This is a genomic window from Micromonospora sp. M61, assembly GCF_018070245.1.
Lineage (GTDB): Bacteria > Actinomycetota > Actinomycetes > Mycobacteriales > Micromonosporaceae > Micromonospora > Micromonospora zamorensis.
In genome coordinates this window covers 53,754-70,656 of record NZ_JAGPYA010000035.1, presented here as the reverse complement: position 1 = coordinate 70,656, position 16,903 = coordinate 53,754, and the positions used below count along the sequence as shown (strand labels likewise).

Sequence of the window (16,903 nt, the reverse complement as noted above, 5' to 3'; positions counted from 1 at the left end):
ACCGACAGGTCGATGCCGCCGGTCGAGATGACCAGGGTCATCCCCAGCGCGACGAGGATCAGTGGTGCGCTCAGCCGCAGGATGTCGATCGGCGAGCCGTACAGGTGCCCGTCCTTGAGCTCGATCGACAGGAACCCGGGCCGGTAGATCGTGTTCGCGGCGAGCATGACGACCAGCACGGCGACGGGCCAGAACAACCGGTGACCGGTCACCGCCCGGTAGCGGCCCATGGTGGCGTTCATCGGTCTGCCTCCTCCCGGTGGGACCCGCTGGCGATCGTCTGCATGATGCGGTCCGCGTCCAGGGTGTCGTCGTTGGCGAGCTGCGCGACCATCTGCCGGTCCCGCATCACGGCCACCTTGTGGCTGAGGCGCAGCACCTCCTCCAGCTCGGCGGAGATGAACAGCACCGCCATGCCGCCGTCGGACAACTGGGTCACGAGCTTCTGGATCTCGGTCTTCGCGCCGATGTCGATGCCCCGGGTCGGTTCGTCGAGGATCAACAGTCGCGGCTCGGTGATCAGCCACCGGGCCAGGAGCACCTTCTGCTGGTTGCCACCGGAGAGGTTGCGGACCGGCACCTCCGGGTCCGCCGGCCGGATGTTGAGTGCCTTGACGTACTTGTCGACCAGCTCGTCCTGCCGGCGACGCGGGATGGGCCGCAACCAGCCACGGGCGGCCTGCATGGCGAGGATCATGTTCTCGCGGACCGACAGGTCGGCGACGATGCCCTCCGCGCGACGGTTCTCCGAACAGAAGCCGATGCCATGGTCGATGGCCTGGGCGGGGGTGCGCAGGCTGCTCGCCGTGCCGTCCACCGCGACCTGACCGCCGTCGGTCCGGTCGGCGCCGAACAACAGCCGCGCCACCTCGGTACGCCCGGAGCCCAGCAGGCCGGCCAGGCCCACCACCTCGCCAGCGTGGATGGTGAGGCTGAACGGCTCGACCGCCCCCGCCCGGCCGAAGTTCGACACCGCCACCAGTGGGGTGCCCTCCTCCAGCGCGGCCAGGTCCCGGCGGGAGTGCTCCTCGATGCCTTCGAGGACGTCGAGTTCCTTGCCGATCATCTTCTCGACCAGGGAGAGCTGAGGCAGCTCGGTGGTCAGGTACTCGCCGACGAGCCCACCGTTGCGCAACACCGTGATGCGGTCGGCGATCTCGTAGACCTGGTCGAGGAAGTGGGTCACGAAGAGGATCGCGATGCCCTCGTCACGCAGGTGCCGCATGATGCGGAACAGCTGGGCCACCTCGCCGGCGTCCAGGCTGGACGTCGGCTCGTCCAGGATCAGCACCCGAGCCTTGATGTCGATCGCGCGGGCGATGGCGACCATCTGCTGGATAGCCAGGGAGTACGAGCCGAGCGGCGCACTGACGTCGAGGTCGAGGTCGAGGAGGGCAAGCAGCGCCCGGGCCCGGCGGCGAACTTCACCCCAGTGCACGGCGCCGAGTCGCCGGGGCTCGCGGCCGATGAAGATGTTCTCCGCAACCGAGAGATTGGTGCAGAGGTTCACCTCCTGGAAGACCGTGCTCACCCCGGCGGCGGTCGCCTGCATCGGCCCGCTGAAGGAGACCGGCTCGCCGTCGAGGGTGATGGTGCCCTCGTCGGTGTCGTAGACACCGGTCAGCACCTTGATGAGGGTCGACTTGCCGGCGCCGTTCTCGCCCATCAGGGCGTGCACCTCGCCGGGAAAGAGCCGGAAGTTGACGTCGTGGAGTGCGCGCACCCCGGGGAAGGACTTGCTGATCCCGGTCATCGTCAGGACCGGACGGCTATCCGTCATCCCATCAGACCTCTTCTGGGTTGTCGACACGGAAGGGCCGCCACCGCCCCGTGCGCCCGCCCGGTCGTCCCTGGGGATCGCCCGGGCGGGCGTGCTGCGGGATGGTCGCGGGCCATGCCCGGTCCGTTGCGGGTAGGGGGACGACGCGGCGGGGCCGCCACGCGAGCGCGGCGACCCCGGCGTCGGTCAGTACTTGCGGTTGGGCAGTGCTTCCTTGGCCTGCTCCTGGGTGAAGGTGGTCTCCTCGGTCTCGATCCGAGGCGCCACCTGCTCGCCAGCGTGCACCTTCTTGGCCAGGTCCATCAGCTGCGGGCCGAGCAGCGGGCTGCACTCCGCGATGAAGTTGAACTTCCCGTCGGCGAGAGCCTGCATGCCGTCCTTGACAGCGTCGACAGTGATGATGGTGATGTCCTTGCCGGGCACCTTGCCGGCAGCGGTGATCGCCTCGAGTGCGCCCAGGCCCATGTCGTCGTTGTGCGCGAACAACACGTCGATCTTCGGGTTGGCCTTGAGGAACTGCTCCATGACCTGCTTGCCGCCCGCGCGGGTGAAGTCACCCGGCTGGGAGGCGATGACCTTCAGGTTCGGGTTGGCGGCGATGGCCTCGGCGAAGCCCTTCTTGCGGTCGTTCGCCGGCGCCGCGCCGGTGTTGCCCTGCAACTCGACGATGTTCACCGGGCCCGAGGCGGTCTTCTTCTGCTCGACCAGCCACTCACCCGCGAGCCGGCCCTCCTTGACGAAGTCCGAGCCGAGGAAGGTCTTGTACAGGCTCTTGTCGGCCGAGTCCACCGAGCGGTCGGTCAGGATGACCGGGATGTCGGCGTCCTTGGCCTCCTTGAGCACGGTGTCCCACCCGGACTCCACCACCGGCGAGAAGGCGATCACGTCGACCTTCTGCTGGATGTAGTTGCGGATCGCCTTGATCTGGTTTTCCTGCTTCTGCTGAGCGTCGTCGAACTTCAGCTCGATCCCGGCCGCAGCGGCGGCATCCTTGATCGAGGTGGTGTTCGCGGTACGCCAGCCGCTCTCCGCACCGACCTGGGAGAAGCCCATCGTGATCTTGCCGTCGTCCTTGGAACCGCCGCCGCCGGTGTCGCTGTTGCCGCAGGCCGCCACGCCGCCGACGAGCAGCACGCTGGCGAGGACCGCGGCAGCGCGCCACGGAGCGGACTGCGTTCGCATCTTTCTCATCGGATCTCCTTGGCTCATGTGGTGGGAAACCGCGCCAACCGCCGAGGTGCGAAAGAGCGGCGTACGCGGGTGGTGCGTACTGGTGCGTGCTGGTGCGTCGGTGGTGCATCGGTGGTGCAGACCAGCGGGCTTCGACCTGGCCGAAATGGTCAGGAACCCGCGGGTGCGACTGGTTGTTGACCGTAGACGTTCTGGTAACGGTCATAAAGAGCATCGATGTCTGCCTGCGCCATCGGCACGGGCTGCCCCAGTGCGCGGGCCAGATGCGCGGTACGGGCCACGTCCTCGCACATGACCGCGGCCTTGACCGCGGCGCGGGCGTCGCGCCCGATGGTGAAGACGCCGTGGTTCTGCATCAGCACCGCAGGCGAGCGGTGACCGGCCAGCGTGGCGACGATGCCCTTGCCGATGTCGTCACCGCCGATCAGAGCGAACGGGCCGATCGGGATCTCCCCGCCGAACTCGTCGGCCTGGGCGGTGAGGTGGCACGGGATCGCCTCGCCGCAGGCGGCCCACGCGGTGGCGTACGAGCTGTGCGTGTGCACGACCCCACCGACCTCGGGCATGGCCCGGTAGACGTAGGCGTGCGCGGCGGTGTCACTGGACGGGGCGAAGTCGCCCTCGACGAGAGCGCCGTCGAGGTCACACACCACCATGTTGTCCGCGGTGAGGTCGTCGTAGCTGACGCCGCTCGGCTTGATCACCAGGAGGTCCTGGCCGGGAACCCGCGCGGAGACGTTGCCGGACGTCCAGGCGACCAGGCCGTACCGGGTCAGCTCGGAGTGCAGGCGTGCGACGGTCTCGCGCAGCTCACGGATCTGTCCGGTCACCTCAGTGCTCATGCGACCACCTCCAACGCGGCCTCGGGTGCGGCCGCAGCGGTTCCGGCTGCCGCGTTGCGGATAGCCCGCAGGCGCAGCATGACGTCGTTGCCGCCGCGACCGAAGTGGTCGTGCAGCGTCCGGTACTCGGCGTAGAGGGCGTCGTAGGCACGCGCCCGCTCGGGATCCGGTCGGTACACGGCCTCGTGCACCCGACCCATCGCCTGCGACGCCTCGTGGACCGAGGGGAACTCGCCGGCTGCCACGGCGGCGTGGATCGCCGATCCCAGCGCCGGCCCCTGCGTCGAGGCGATGATGTTCAGTGGCCGCTTGGTCACGTCGGCGTAGATCTGCATCAGCAGCGCGTTGTTGGTGAGGCCGCCGGCGATCACGAGGTCGTTCACCGCGACTCCGGCCTCGACGAACGCCTCGATGATCATCCGAGTGCCGTACGCGGTGGACTCCAGCAGCGCCCGGTAGATGTCCTGCGGCCGGGTGGCCAGGGTCATTCCGACGATCATCCCGCTGAGGTCGTGGTTGACCAGCAGTGAACGGTTGCCGTTCCACCAGTCCAGGGCGATCAGACCGTGCGCGCCGACCGGCTGGCTCGCGGCCAGCTCGGTGAGGCGTTCGTGCGAGTCGACGCCGGCCGGAGCCGCGTGCTCGACGAACCAGCCGAAGATGTCGCCGACACCGCTCTGCCCGGCCTCGTAACCCCACGCGCCGGGGCTGATGCCGCCGTCCACGACACCGCACATACCTGCCACCTCGGCGACCTGGGCGCCGTTGACCACGTGACAGGTCGAGGTGCCCATGATGGCGACGAGCCGGCCGGGCTCCACGGCCTGCGCGGACGCCGCGGTGACGTGCGCGTCGACGTTGCCGACGGCGACCGCGATCCCCTCCGGCAGGCCGGTCCAGGCGGCGGCCCGCGCGGTGAGCGAGCCGGCCCGGGCGCCCAGGGGCAGCAACGGACCGTCCAGCTTGGTCACGAAGTCGCCGAACCCGGGATTGAGCGCGGTCAGGAAGTCCTCACTGGGGTACTGACCGTCCTGAAGGATGCCCTTGTAACCGGCCGTGCAGACGTTGCGGGTCTCGGTGCCGCAGAGCTGCCAGACGATCCAGTCGGCCGCCTCGATGAAGCGCTCGGCGCGGTGGTAGACCTCGGGGTCCTCCTCCAGCATCTGGAGCCCCTTGGCGTACTGCCACTCGGCGGAGATCTTGCCGCCGTACCGGCCGATCCACGGCTCGGCCCGCTCGTGGGCCAGCGCGTTGATCCGGTCGGCGTGCGTCTGCGCCGCGTGGTGCTTCCACAGCTTGACCCAGGCGTGCGGCCGGTCGCGCAGCTCGGGATCCTCGCAGAGCGGGATGCCGTCGGCGGTCGTCGGCAGCACCGTGCAGGCGGTGAAGTCGATGCCGATGCCGACGATCGCGGCCGGATCCACCCCTGCGGCGGACACCGCCGCCGGGACGGCGTACCGCAACACGTCGCGGTAGTCCTCCGGGTTCTGCAGGGCCCAGTCCGGGGGAAGCGGTCGACCTCCCGGAAGCGCCGTGCTGATCACTGCGTCGCCGTACTCGTGCACCGCGGTCCCCAACTCGGCACCATCACCGACACGGACCACCAGAGCGCGCCCGGACAGGGTGCCGTAGTCGACACCGACGACATAGCGGTCGCCTGCTCCGTCCACACGGTTCATGTTCACCTCCACCGTTAACGGGGATAGTGTTAACGCTCACATCCAGCCTCGTCAAGACATCTACCCGCAACAGCTCCGTAACGGAACGCCAAAGGTGGGCCGACTCGGGAGGGTCGATAACGGATCGGCGCAAAAGGCGCGAATCCAGTGCCAGGCCTTTCCTCTGCACTCCGGGTGGGGCTGCCGCGCGGACCGGCCGCCGCCCGGATGCCTCTCGGCGGGCCGGACGACAAGGTCCCACCCTCCGCCACCACGAGACGGCCGTCCGACGGCGACCGCGTGCCGCTCGCCGATGATGTTGGCGATAACATCATCGAGGCTGCGCGATCTGTCGATCAGATCTATGGAACCGGAGCCGACGGTCGCGCGGGCTCATCGGCGAGCGCCCCGGCGGGCGACCGGCGCATCTCATGATCGGACACCCGGCGGGTGTTATCGATAACATTCGACGTTTCAGTGATGGCTGCGTCGGTCGCGTGCCCTCGGGTCGGACGGACGGCTCACGATCGGCCTCCCGCGCGCGGCGCCGTGGCGCGACGCTGGCAGTGGCGTGGCCACGTCGTGCGACCTGGTAGATCCACTCGCGTTCATTGAAATCGGGGGATCCGAGGCGCGGCGACAGGGCCGAATTCATGAAACCCGAGTCGGTCAAGCCTTCGCGACGCCGCCAGCCCTGCACCACCTCGACCCCGTCCCGCGCGACGTGGACAGCCGGGGGGCGCGGCCCCCGGCTCGGCCCAGTGGGCCGAGCCGCCGGCTGTCCGTCGCGATGGCGGGGACATCGGGCGCCGGTCAGGATCAGGTCGCTCGACTGCGGTTGTAGAGGGTCTTGGCCCAGAGGAAGGAGAGCGCGCTGATGACGACGCACCAGATCACCGCGATGATCCCGTTGGCACCGATCCCGGTGCCGAGGAGCAGGCCGCGGAGGGTTTCCATGACGGGCGTGAAGGGCTGGTAGTCGGCGAACCATCGAACCACGGTGGGCATGGAGTCGGTGGGGACGAACCCGCTGCCGAGGAACGGCAGGAGGATCAGTGGCATGGGCAGGTTGCTGGCCGTCTCGACACTGTCGCTGACCAGGCCGAGGGCGACCGACAGCCAGGCCAGCGCAAAGGTGATCATGGAGAGGACGCCGATGGCGGCGAGCCACTCGACCGGGTTGGCCGTGGGCCGGAACCCGACGAGCAGCGCCACACCGGTGACGGCCGCGAGGCTGAGCAGGGTCTGGACCAGGCTGCCCAGGACGTGTCCGGTGAGGACCGACGGTCGGAAGATCGCCATCGTTCGGAACCGGGCGATGATGCCCTCGGTCATGTCCATCGCGACCGAGATGGCGGTGCCCTGCGCCGCGCTGGCCACGGTGATGAGCAGGATGCCCGGCGTGACGTAGTTGGCGTACTGGGAACGGTCGCCGGTCGGCCCGAGGCCGGCACCGAGCGTGCCACCGAAGACGTAGACGAAGAGCAGCAGGGTGATGACCGGGACGCCGACGAGCAGCAGGGTCATCGACGGGTAGCGCCGCATGTGCAGGAGGTTGCGCCGCAGCATCGTGCTCGAGTCACGGACGGCGAGGGAGAGGGTGCTCATCGCGCTGGAGCCCTTTCGTGGTCGGGGCGGCCGGCGCGGGTGTCCGGCTGGCCGGTGAGGGTGAGGAAGACGTCGTCGAGATCGGGGGTGTGCACGGAGAGCCCGGCCACGGTGATGGAGGCGCGATCGAGCTGGTCGAGCAGGGACCGCAGCGTGCCGACCCCGCCGTCACTCGGCACCTGGAGGGTGAGCGCGGCGTCGTCGCGGGTGGCGGCGGCGAACGCTTGGGCCGCCGAGTCGAGCCCTTCCTGATCGGCGAACTGCAACACGACGTGGCCGCCCGGGATGAGCCGCTTGAGTTCGCGCGGCGTGCCCTCGGCGATCAGCCGGCCGTGGTCGAGGAAGGCGACGCGGTCGGCGAGATGGTCGGCCTCCTCCAGGTACTGCGTGGTGAGCAGGATGGTGACGCCCTCGGCGACGAGGTTGCGGATGATCTGCCACATGGCCCGGCGGCTGCGCGGGTCGAGGCCGGTGGTCGGCTCGTCGAGGAAGATGACGCGGGGCTCACCGACCAGGGTCATCGCGAGGTCGAGCCGTCGGCGCATGCCGCCGGAGTACGTCGACACCGGCTTGCCCGCCGCCTCCACCAGGTCGAACTGGTCGAGCAGGTCGGCGATCCGTCGCCGGCCGGCCGCCTTGTCCAGGTGACACAGGTCGGCCATCAGGCTCAGGTTCTCTCGCCCGGTGAGCAGGTTGTCGACGGCGGAGAACTGGCCGGTGACGCCGATCAGTTCGCGTACGGCGTTGGGCTCTCGGGCCAGGTCGTGGCCGAAGACGCGGGCGTTGCCGCCGTCAGCGTTGATCAGCGTGGAGAGGATCTGCACGGTGGTGGTCTTGCCGGCACCGTTGGGGCCGAGCAACGCGAAGATCGTTCCCTCGGTGATCATGAGGTCGATGCCGTCCAGCACGACCTTGTCACCGTAGGACTTCCGCAGGTCGGTGGCGACGATTGCGGGTTTCGTGGAGCTGGTCATGGTCTCCTCTTTGCGGTCTGTGTGGCAGCGGATCAGGCGCGGCGGATCATGATGTCGCCGTAGGCGGTGTTCGCCCGGACCTCGACCGTCTCGTCGGTCTGCGCCGGGCTGTCGGCGGTTTCCAGGGCGTTGTGTACGCGGCCGTGCTTGGAGCTGACGTCGAGCCAGGCGGCGGTCCCCCGACGGATGCCGACCTCGATGGCCCCGTACGAGGTGTTCAGGTCGATCGATCCCCGTGCGACCTCGCCCAGCCGGAGGTTGCCGTAGGCGGTGCGTGCCGTCACCGAGGCCGTCGACGTGTCGAGGGTGATGTCGCCGTAGGCGGTGTTGACCCGCACGTCGCCGCCGCTGCGGCCGATCCAGCAGTCGCCGGAGGAGTTCTTGATCTCGGCGGTGCCGTCGACCGCACCGATGCGCACCTTGCCGGACGAAGCCTTCACCCGGGCGTCACCGGCGACGCGCTCCACGGCGACCTCACCGTGGCTGCTGTCGATGTCCAGCGGGCCGGTCTCGTCGAGCCGGATCCCACTTCCGGTCTTGATCCGGCACTCGCCGAGCCGGCCCTCGCAGCGGAATGCCGCCCACGAGGACTCTGCGTGCACCCGCGACCCGGTCGGCAACTCGATCAGGACGTCGACCGACGGGCCGGGGCCGAAGCCGTAGCGGCGCCAACTCTTCGACACCCTGATCAGCAGCTTTCCGGCGGCGTACTCGACGGTGCACTGTTCGGCGGTGCTCACGTCGGCCCTGCTCGACGGGTCGCGGGGCCGCACCGTCACCACCGTGTCGGTGCGGTCGGTCGCGCTGATCCAGACATCCCCGACGGGCAACTCGATCTGGACGGAGATGGGCTCTGGCGTTTCGAAAACAGGCATGGTGGTCTCCCGAAAGGTGGTCGGTGAATGTCGCCGCTGGTCAGCGGCGCGAAAACAAAGGGGTACGGGGGGTCAGCGGGCCCAGCCGGTGAAGTGCTGCCCGGAGCGCGGCTCCACCCGCCGGGGTGGACGACGTTCGGTGTCGCCCGCCCCGATGGCAGCGGCGACAGCTCGCACCAGCCAGGCGTTGACCGACAGCCCGGCTCGCCCGGCGGCCTCCTCGACGCTGGCCTTCAGGTGGTCGGGGAGCCGGAGGTTGATCCGTGAGGTGCCGCCGTCGTCGCCGTCCGGTGGGAGCACCGGCGCAGGGGGTGCCTGCGGCCCGGTGGCCTCGCTCGGCTCGTCGAGCGGCGGGGTGGCCGGGGTGACCACGAAGTCAGGCTCGCGCCCACGCAGCCGGACGTGCACCGAGCCCGGTGCCAGCTCGCGGGTGATCTCGTCGGCTGCGTCAGACAGTGCCTCCAGCAGGGTGAGTCGGGTAGCGGCCTCCAGTTGGGCGAAGAGCCGCTCGGCCAGCGCGCGGCCGTCCGCGTCGACGCCCTCCGCAGCCACGGCGAACTCGTCACGCAGGTTCTCGACGTATGACCTCAGCTCCATGGCACCATCATGGCACCACTTTGGCTCAACATGCAACACCCATGGCTCAAGGTGATGCCATTGGCTCCGTCACGGTCCGGCCGGCAGGCGCTCAGAGGCCACCGAACGAGCGCCTGACCAGGCGATTCGCGTCTTCCTGGCTCAGTCCTATGGCCACCAGAAGGTCGCTGACCGTCGTACGAACCTGCGCCACCACCACCGCACCGGAGAAGCCGACGCCCTCCCGGTAGGCGTGACCGGCCGTCTCGACCGCCAACAGTGCCTGCTTGCACGCCCGGTCCGGCTCGTCACCCGCGGCGAACTCCCGCTTGAGCAACCGGACGGCCTCGGCGAGATCGGCGACCGCCCTCGGCAGCGGCTCCGGGACCGGTTCGCGGTCCTCGATCAGAGTCACGGAGCGACGGATCAACGTTCCGCTGTTGCGCATCGCCCGGTCGATCGGCTCCGCCGCCTGCGCGTAGCGGCCCACCGGCCCGCGTCGCTGGTGCCAGTGCACCGGTGACAGGGTGCTGGCCTCGCGGGCGCCCTGGGTCGCCTCGACGAACGCCTTCAGCGGGCCCTTGTTCTGCCGCAGCTCGCTGCGGGCGGTACGCGCGCGAGCGGCATCACGCTCGGCCAGCGCGTCGGCGGTGGCGTCGAGCTGGGCGGCCAGGAGATCCAGTGCCGGGCGCGCGGCCCGGTTGAGCACCCGCAGCGGGTTCAGCGGCAGCAGCACGGCGGTGACCAGCAGCGCCACCCCTCCCCCGACGAGCGCGTCCACGAACCGGGGAACCTCCAGATCGCGGATCGACGGGCTGAGCGTGGCGATGAGCACCGCCGTCGCCCCGGCCTGGATCACCACCGCGGCACTGCCCGCGAGGAACAACGCGACCATGATCGCCAGGACGACGATCAGGGAGAGTTGCCACCAGCCGGTGCCGATCACCAGGAGGAGCAGATCGCCGATCAGCACCCCGACGGTGACGCCGAGGATCAGCTCGACGGTGCGACGCAGCCGTTGACCGACGGACGCGGCGAGGGTCGAGACGGCGGAGATCGGCGCGAACACCGGCTGCGACACGTGCAGCAGCTCGTGCGCCACGAACCAGGACAGCGCCGCAGCCAGCCCGGCCTGCAGGGCGAGGCCGCCGACGGCGCGTACCCGACGGAACCGCTCCCGCACCGTGTCCAGCGCACGGTCCCACAGCTGGGCCACGGTGTTCGCCAGGCCGCCGTGGTCGGTGTCCCCGGCACGTGCCGGAACGCCACCGTCCGCTCCGCGCCGACCGGCAGCGACCATGGCGGCACCTACCCCGCCCTGGTCGGATCAATCCCCTCCCCCGCCGATCGGTCGGCGCCAGCGAGCGGGCGCGCGACGGCCGGGCCGACGGTAGGCTCCACGACCGTGACGTTCGCTCGGCTGATCGACGAGCACCGCGACGAGCTGACGGCCCACTGCTACCGGATGCTCGGTTCCTTCCACGACGCCGAGGACGCGGTGCAGGAGACGCTGACGCGGGCCTGGCAGAACCAGCACCGCTACGAGGATCGCGGCACTCTGCGAGCCTGGCTGTACAGGATCGCCACCAACCGGTGCCTGAGCATGATCGAGGGTCGGGGTCGCCGCCGGGAGCTGCCGACCGACCTGACCCCGGGCGCCGCCGCGGTGGCCGAAACGGCCTGGCTCGGGCCGTACCCGGACCGACGCTCCCTGCCTCCGGAACAGCGGGACCCGGCGCAGCGGGTGATCGACAGCGAGCACCTGGAGCTCGCCTTCGTCGCGTCGCTGCAACACCTGCCCGGCCGACAGCGGGCCGTGCTGCTGCTGCGGGAGGTGCTCGGCTACCCCGCCGCCGAGGTGGCCGACCTGCTCGGCACCTCCACCCCGGCGGTCAACAGCGCCCTGCAACGCGCCCGACGGGTCGTGGACGCGCTGCGCCCGACCGAGAGCCAGCAGGCGGAGCTGAGCAGCCTCGGCGACGACACCGTGCGCGAACTGGCACGGCGGTACGTGACCGCGTGGGAGCGCGGCGACGTCGAGGCCATCCTGGCGATGCTCACCGACGACGCCCGGTACTCGATGCCGCCGCTGCCTCAGTGGTACGAGGGCCGCGACGCCATCCGAGAGTTCCTGCTAGACGGCCCGTTGGCGGTGCGGTGGCGGTTCGTCCCGACGTACGCGAACGGGCAACTCGCCTTCGGGACGTACCTCTGGAACCCGGAAGCGTCGGTCTTCACGGCGGCGGCGCTGGACGTCGTCGCGCTGCGCGGCGACCGGATCGCCGAGGTGGTGTCGTTCCTGACCCCGGAGACACTGCCCATGTGCGGTCTGCCGACCCACCTGAACCTGGCTGAGCAGATCCGGTCGGCACACGGCGATGAGTTTGTCGCTCCGCGCAGGTTGTAGAGGTGAGAGCAACCCGACGCACGAGGGAGCACCATGGTCGACGACGAGACACAGATCCGCGAACTGATCGAGCGGTGGGCGCAGGCTGTCCATGCCGGTGACCTGCCCGGCGTCCTCGCCTGCCACTCCGCGGACATCGTCATGTACGACGTACCCCCGCCGCATGAGGGGGTCCGGGGCATCGAGGCGTACGAGCGGACCTGGCCCGACTTCTTCCGGTGGCAGGCGTCGGGGGCCGTCTTCGAGCTGACCAGCCTCGACATCACCGCGGGCGACACCGTCGCCTACGCCAACGCGCTGCTGCGCTGCGGCACCCCCGAGGACCTCGCCAGGCGGCCCGAGCTCCTGCTGCGCCTGACTCTCGGGCTGCGCAAGGAGAACGGCTCGTGGGTCGTGGCGCACGAGCACCACTCGTTCGCCGACGACCGCGGCGCCGACGACCGCGAGACCTCCGAGCGGGAGGTGCGGTCACTGCACGAGCGCTGGTACGAGGCCACCGAGGCGAAGGATCTCGACGGGATCATGGAGCCCGTCGCCGCGCCCGTCGTGTCGTACGAGCACGAACTGCCGCTGGAGTACGTCGGCCGCGACGAGGTTCGCGAGGTCTGCGCCAACGGCCTCGACGTCAGCACCGGCACCGTCACCTGGACCGTTCCGGACCTGGCGGTCATCGCCCGCGACGACCTGGCCGTGTCGTGGGGCCTCAACCGGATGACCGCGCAGCAGCCGGACGGCACCACGATCGTGAGCTGGTCGCGGGGCACCCGCGTCTTCCAGCGGGCCGGTCGGGGCTGGGAGATGATCCACCAGCACGTGTCGTTCCCCTTCGACCCGGACACCGGGCAGGCGAGGACGGACCTGACACCCGACCGGGAGCGCTGAGCCTCGCCAACGGTCACCGACCCGCTCCCGTCAGCTCGTGCGGTTGAGGCAGTCCGCATCGGGTAGACGGGGCTGCCGAGCGCCTCGGGGGGTCGTCGCATGGATCAGCGCGGTTGAGCGGGTCGAACATCCCCCGCGATGTCGTGGAGCTGCGGGTGCACGGCGTCTCGGGCGCGAGCGCCGCACAGGTCCTCGACCTTCAGCAGACGGCACAGGTCGCGGGTGACCGCAGCGGTGGCTTCTACCGGCCGCGGCCCCGGTGCGAGGACAGCACCGGCGCGCACGGGGTGACGCTGGAGGCGTACCGCTGGGGTGACCTGCCGTCCGGGACCGTGGCCCGCACCCTGGCAGTGGTCTTCCTGCTGCCCTTCATGCTGGTCAACGTCGCGATCTGGATGCGCCCGGCGAACCCTCGCTCCGAGGCGGTGGTCAAGTCGCTGTGCCGGCTGCTGGCGCTCACACTCACCGTGCTGTACGTGCTCGCCATCGCCGGCGTCGCAGTGGACCTGGTCGGCTGGAAATGCCTCTCCTCGCCGCGCTGCCTGGCCGGGCGCAGCTGGTTGTCCTGGCTGAGCGGACGACCGGTCGGACTGCGACTGGCGGTGCTCGCGCTGGTCCCGGCCGCCGCGATCGGCCTGATCTGGCGGATCAGCAACCGCCCGGGTCGAACGTTCGAGGCGTTTCGCGCACCTGATCGGGAGTTCTCCGGGTCGCGGCTCGGCACCGTCGGTCAGTGGGACGCCGAGCCGCTGGTGGGCCGGCTGCGCTCCATCCACGTCGCCGCCGCGTTCGCGACGCTGGACCTCACCCTGCTCCTGGCCCGGGCCGCGAGCGGCGCCACGGCGATCACGATCACGCTGACGGTTGTCACCGGAGTGGTCCTGGTGGTCTGCGCGGTGCTGCTCTGCACGCCACCGTTGATCGACCGGGCCGCCGGGGACCAGCGGCTCGACCGGGTCACCCGTACGCTGCGGACCGCCGCCGTCGTCCTGACCGTCGTCGTCCTGGCTCACCTGGCGACCGGTCCACCGCAGTGGCACGAGGGGCACGGACTGCCCGGCTACGAGACGCACCTGGCCGGGTTGTTCGTCGCACAGACGGCGCTGCTGGCCGCTCTGGGCGTGGTGCTGCTCTGCCGCCGGAATCGCGGTGCCACCCCGCTGTTCGGGCTGGGCGCCCTCGTGGTCGCGGCCACCGGGATCAGCCTGGCGGTGGCCTACTCCGCGGAGTTGGTCTACCGGGTGGCGGACTTCCTCGATCGCGACGTGCCGACCGGGGAGGGCATCGCGACCGGTCCGCCTCGGGCGTACACCTGGGCGATCTACGGCTTTTTCCGGGCCCTGCTGGCCACCCTGATCGTCGCCGGCCTCGTCATCGTGCTCTCCCGGCGCAGTCGGCGCCGAGCCGCGGCGGCGATCGTCGCCCACGACTACCCGGACGCCCCGGCCGAGGCCGGGCCGCGACTGCGGCAGGTCCGGGACGCGATCGCGCGGGCTCGCTTCACCGAGAAACTGGTGCCGCTGGCCGTGCTCTACGGCTGTCTCACCGGACTCGCCACGGCAACCACCACCGTCGGCCTGCTGGGGCAGTTCCCGGCCGACGTCATCGAGCGGAACCTCGGTCTGCCCGCGGACTCGGTCATCTTCGGCATCGCGTTCGGCAGCTGGGTGATCGCGGCGATCATCCTCGGCCTGCTCGTCGGGGGCACCTTCGCCTACCGGACCGTGCCGTTCCGTCGGCACATCGGTGTCCTCTGGGACCTCGGCACCTTCTGGCCTCGGGCCGCCCACCCGTTCGCGCCGCCCTGCTATTCCGAGCGGGCCGTGCCGGAGCTGGCCCGCCGCATCACGTACCTCGTCGAGCGCGGCGACGCGGTGCTGCTCACCGGGCACAGCCACGGCTCGGTCCTGCTCGCCGCGACGGTGCTCCAGTTGCCGCCGCACGTCGGCAGTCGGGTCGCTCTGCTCACCCACGGGTCACCGCTGCGCCGCCTCTACGCGCGGCTCTTCCCCGCGTACGTCGACGACGCGGCGCTGCACGAGATCGGCCACCGGGTCGGTTGGCGGTGGGTGAACCTGTGGAGTGACGCCGACCCCATCGGCGGCTGGATCTTCTCGGCTCACCGGCCGCACGCGCCGACCGGCGCCAGCGGCCCGGCCGCCACCGTGGATCGCCGGTATCGCGACCCTCGCGACGTGGTGACGCCGCCCAGCGACAGCGTCCCCCCACCCATCCAGGGACACTGGCCGGCCGAGTCCGACCAGCACTTCACCGAGGTGGTCCGGGAGTTGGTGCAGCGTCTCGGGCGAGCCGATCCGCCAGACACCCCGACGTAGCGTCAGCGACCGCCGGCCGTCCGGGCACGCCAGTCGTCGAGACGCATACCGGCGATGCGGGCGCCGTCGGTGGGAACGAGGGAGCGTTCGCCCAGCTTGGCGCCGAAGTAGCGGGCGTCGGGGTCGGCCACCACCGAACGAGGGTCCTGCCGGGCGGCGAGCATCGACCGGCCCAGTTCGTCGAGACGGAACTGCTCCGGGCCGGCGACCTCGACCACGGCGTTGGTTGGCGCTGCGACCGCGGCCTCGGCCACCGCGGCCGCGACGTCGTCCGCGGCCATCGGCTGGATGAGCACCGGCGCGAGGTGCACGGTGTCACCGTCCGTGCCGGCGTCGATGATGCCCTGGAGGAACTCGAAAAACTGGGTGGCGTGCACGATCGAGTACGGGGTTCCGGACGCGACGATGAGCTTCTCCTGGGCGACCTTCGCCCGCATGTAACCGCTGTCCGGGATCCGGTCACAACCGACGATGGAGAGCGCGACGTAGTGGCCCACCCCTTCGTCCGACGCGGCGGCGAGGAGAGTCCGGGTGGACGTCTCGAAGAACTCCAGCACGGCCTTTTCCTCGAACGACGGCGAGTTCGACACGTCCACGACGACCTCGGCGCCGGTGAGCACGTCGGCGACTCCCTCGCCGGTCAGTGTGTTCACGCCGGTCTTCGGCGAAGCCGGCACCGCCTCGTGGCCCTGTCCGGCGAGGCTGTCCACGAGCTTGGAACCGATGAGGCCGCTGCCTCCGATGACGACGATCTTCATGGTCGTACCACGTCCTGTCTGCACCTGGTCGAATCGTGCTGCCAACCAGTAAGACGGAAAGCGTGCGCCGATGCAGGACAATCGCGGGAGAACTGTTCCACCCGCTTCCCGGAGGTCGACGTGGCTTCGGTGTCCCACCCGGTGTTCGCCCGGGTCTACGAGCGGCTCAGCGTCGCCATGGACCGTGCCGGCACGGCGGAGTTCCGACGGGACCTGGTCGCCGGTCTGTCCGGCCGGGTGATCGAGGTCGGCGCGGGCAACGGGCGGATGTTCTCCCACTACCCGCCGGGGGTGAGCGAGGTCGTCGCGGTCGAGCCGGAACGCCGGCTACGGGCCGCCGCCGAGCGCGCGGCACCGACCGCGCCGGTTCCGATCACTGTCGTCGACGGTCTGGCCGAGAGCCTGCCGGCCCGCGACGGCGAGTTTGACGCGGCGGTGGTCGCGTTGGTGTTGTGCACCGTGCCCGATCAGGCGAGCGCGCTGGCCGAGATCGGCCGGACGCTACGCCCCGGTGGCGAGTTGCGGTTCTTCGAGCACGTCGCAGCGGACGAGGCCAGCAGGCTGCACCGGACCCAGCGGCTGCTCGACGCGACACTGTGGCCGAAGCTGTTCGCCGGCTGCCACACCGGCCGGGACACCATCGCCGCGATCACGGACGCGGGATTCGTGATCGAGGAGTTGCGCCGGTTCCATTTTCCGGCTGGCAGCAACAGCCCGTCCTCGCCCTGCGTACACGGGCGCGCGACCTGGCCGGCAGCCCGATAGTGGAGGCGGCCGACCGGAGGCCGTGAGATCGGGCGGCGCGAGGCCGACGCGGCACGGGTCGTCGTGGCAGTGGGCCGGGGCGCAAACGCGAGGCCGTCGAACGCGAACGTGAGACCCGATCCTCTTTGTACGGACGGCTGCGGTCGATTATTCCGTTTTGCGGGCATTCACTCGGTGTGCGTGATGTGGTGGTCAGCGCCGCTTGTCGGTGCCATATCGGCCGTATCGCGCGCAGGACGCGGCTCACGAGA

General features: G+C 70.3%; 14 protein-coding genes and 1 pseudogene. 4 read left to right on the top strand and 11 right to left on the bottom strand.

Annotated elements, in window-relative coordinates:
* The 10 genes and pseudogenes from KBX34_RS20615 to KBX34_RS20570 all read right to left on the bottom strand — a co-directional run.
* A pseudogene (locus KBX34_RS20615) lies at positions 1-242 on the bottom strand (ABC transporter permease); the annotation flags it as partial.
* Positions 239-1,780: a sugar ABC transporter ATP-binding protein gene (locus KBX34_RS20610; RefSeq protein WP_210793446.1), complete on the bottom strand. Its 1,542-nt coding sequence runs from the start codon at positions 1,778-1,780 to the stop codon at positions 239-241. The gene KBX34_RS20610 and the pseudogene KBX34_RS20615, both read right to left, overlap by 4 nt.
* A gap of 186 nt (positions 1,781-1,966) precedes the next feature.
* Entirely contained in the window at positions 1,967-2,971 is a 1,005-nt protein-coding gene (locus KBX34_RS20605) for an ABC transporter substrate-binding protein (RefSeq protein WP_370452996.1), read from the bottom strand.
* Positions 2,972-3,120: 149 nt separating this feature from the next.
* On the bottom strand, positions 3,121-3,813 hold the full coding sequence (locus KBX34_RS20600) for an L-ribulose-5-phosphate 4-epimerase (RefSeq protein WP_088947116.1): 693 nt from the start codon (positions 3,811-3,813) through the stop codon (positions 3,121-3,123).
* Positions 3,810-5,492, bottom strand: a complete 1,683-nt coding sequence (gene araB, locus KBX34_RS20595; RefSeq protein WP_179782957.1) for a ribulokinase — start codon at positions 5,490-5,492, stop codon at positions 3,810-3,812. The genes KBX34_RS20600 and araB overlap by 4 nt, the downstream gene beginning before the upstream one ends.
* Before the next feature lie 798 nt (positions 5,493-6,290).
* Positions 6,291-7,079, bottom strand: a complete 789-nt coding sequence (locus KBX34_RS20590) for an ABC transporter permease (protein ID WP_210793445.1) — start codon at positions 7,077-7,079, stop codon at positions 6,291-6,293.
* Positions 7,076-8,053, bottom strand: coding sequence for an ATP-binding cassette domain-containing protein (locus KBX34_RS20585; protein WP_210793444.1), 978 nt, complete (start codon positions 8,051-8,053; stop codon positions 7,076-7,078). Before KBX34_RS20585 ends, KBX34_RS20590 begins: the two co-directional genes overlap by 4 nt.
* A gap of 32 nt (positions 8,054-8,085) precedes the next feature.
* A complete protein-coding gene (locus tag KBX34_RS20580) occupies positions 8,086-8,928 on the bottom strand; it encodes a DUF4097 family beta strand repeat-containing protein (protein ID WP_210926363.1) in 843 nt (280 codons plus the stop codon).
* A gap of 72 nt (positions 8,929-9,000) precedes the next feature.
* Positions 9,001-9,525 carry a hypothetical protein gene (locus KBX34_RS20575; RefSeq protein WP_210926361.1) on the bottom strand — a complete coding sequence of 175 codons (525 nt, stop codon included), beginning with the start codon at positions 9,523-9,525 and terminating at the stop codon, positions 9,001-9,003.
* A 91-nt stretch (positions 9,526-9,616) separates the two neighbouring features.
* Positions 9,617-10,804, bottom strand: coding sequence for an FUSC family protein (locus tag KBX34_RS20570; protein ID WP_210926359.1), 1,188 nt, complete (start codon positions 10,802-10,804; stop codon positions 9,617-9,619).
* Between the two features lie 105 nt (positions 10,805-10,909).
* Between KBX34_RS20570 and KBX34_RS20565 the strand changes: the two genes are divergently transcribed.
* From KBX34_RS20565 to KBX34_RS20555, 3 genes are all read left to right on the top strand, one after another.
* Positions 10,910-11,911 carry a sigma-70 family RNA polymerase sigma factor gene (locus KBX34_RS20565; RefSeq protein WP_307871451.1) on the top strand — a complete coding sequence of 334 codons (1,002 nt, stop codon included), beginning with the start codon at positions 10,910-10,912 and terminating at the stop codon, positions 11,909-11,911.
* 33 nt (positions 11,912-11,944) lie between these two features.
* Positions 11,945-12,793 carry a nuclear transport factor 2 family protein gene (locus KBX34_RS20560; RefSeq protein WP_210926358.1) on the top strand — a complete coding sequence of 283 codons (849 nt, stop codon included), beginning with the start codon at positions 11,945-11,947 and terminating at the stop codon, positions 12,791-12,793.
* 113 nt (positions 12,794-12,906) lie between these two features.
* The gene (locus tag KBX34_RS20555) at positions 12,907-15,129 is read left to right on the top strand and encodes a hypothetical protein (RefSeq protein ID WP_210926356.1); all 2,223 of its coding nucleotides are present in this window, start codon (positions 12,907-12,909) and stop codon (positions 15,127-15,129) included.
* A gap of 2 nt (positions 15,130-15,131) precedes the next feature.
* Here KBX34_RS20555 and KBX34_RS20550 read toward each other — a convergent pair whose 3' ends face one another.
* The gene (locus KBX34_RS20550; protein WP_307871450.1) at positions 15,132-15,911 is read right to left on the bottom strand and encodes an SDR family oxidoreductase; all 780 of its coding nucleotides are present in this window, start codon (positions 15,909-15,911) and stop codon (positions 15,132-15,134) included.
* A gap of 96 nt (positions 15,912-16,007) precedes the next feature.
* Here KBX34_RS20550 and KBX34_RS20545 point away from each other — a divergent pair, with 96 nt between their 5' ends.
* Positions 16,008-16,652 (top strand): class I SAM-dependent methyltransferase, encoded by a 645-nt coding sequence (locus KBX34_RS20545; RefSeq protein ID WP_210926354.1) that lies wholly within the window; start codon positions 16,008-16,010, stop codon positions 16,650-16,652.
* Positions 16,653-16,903 lie beyond the last annotated feature (251 nt).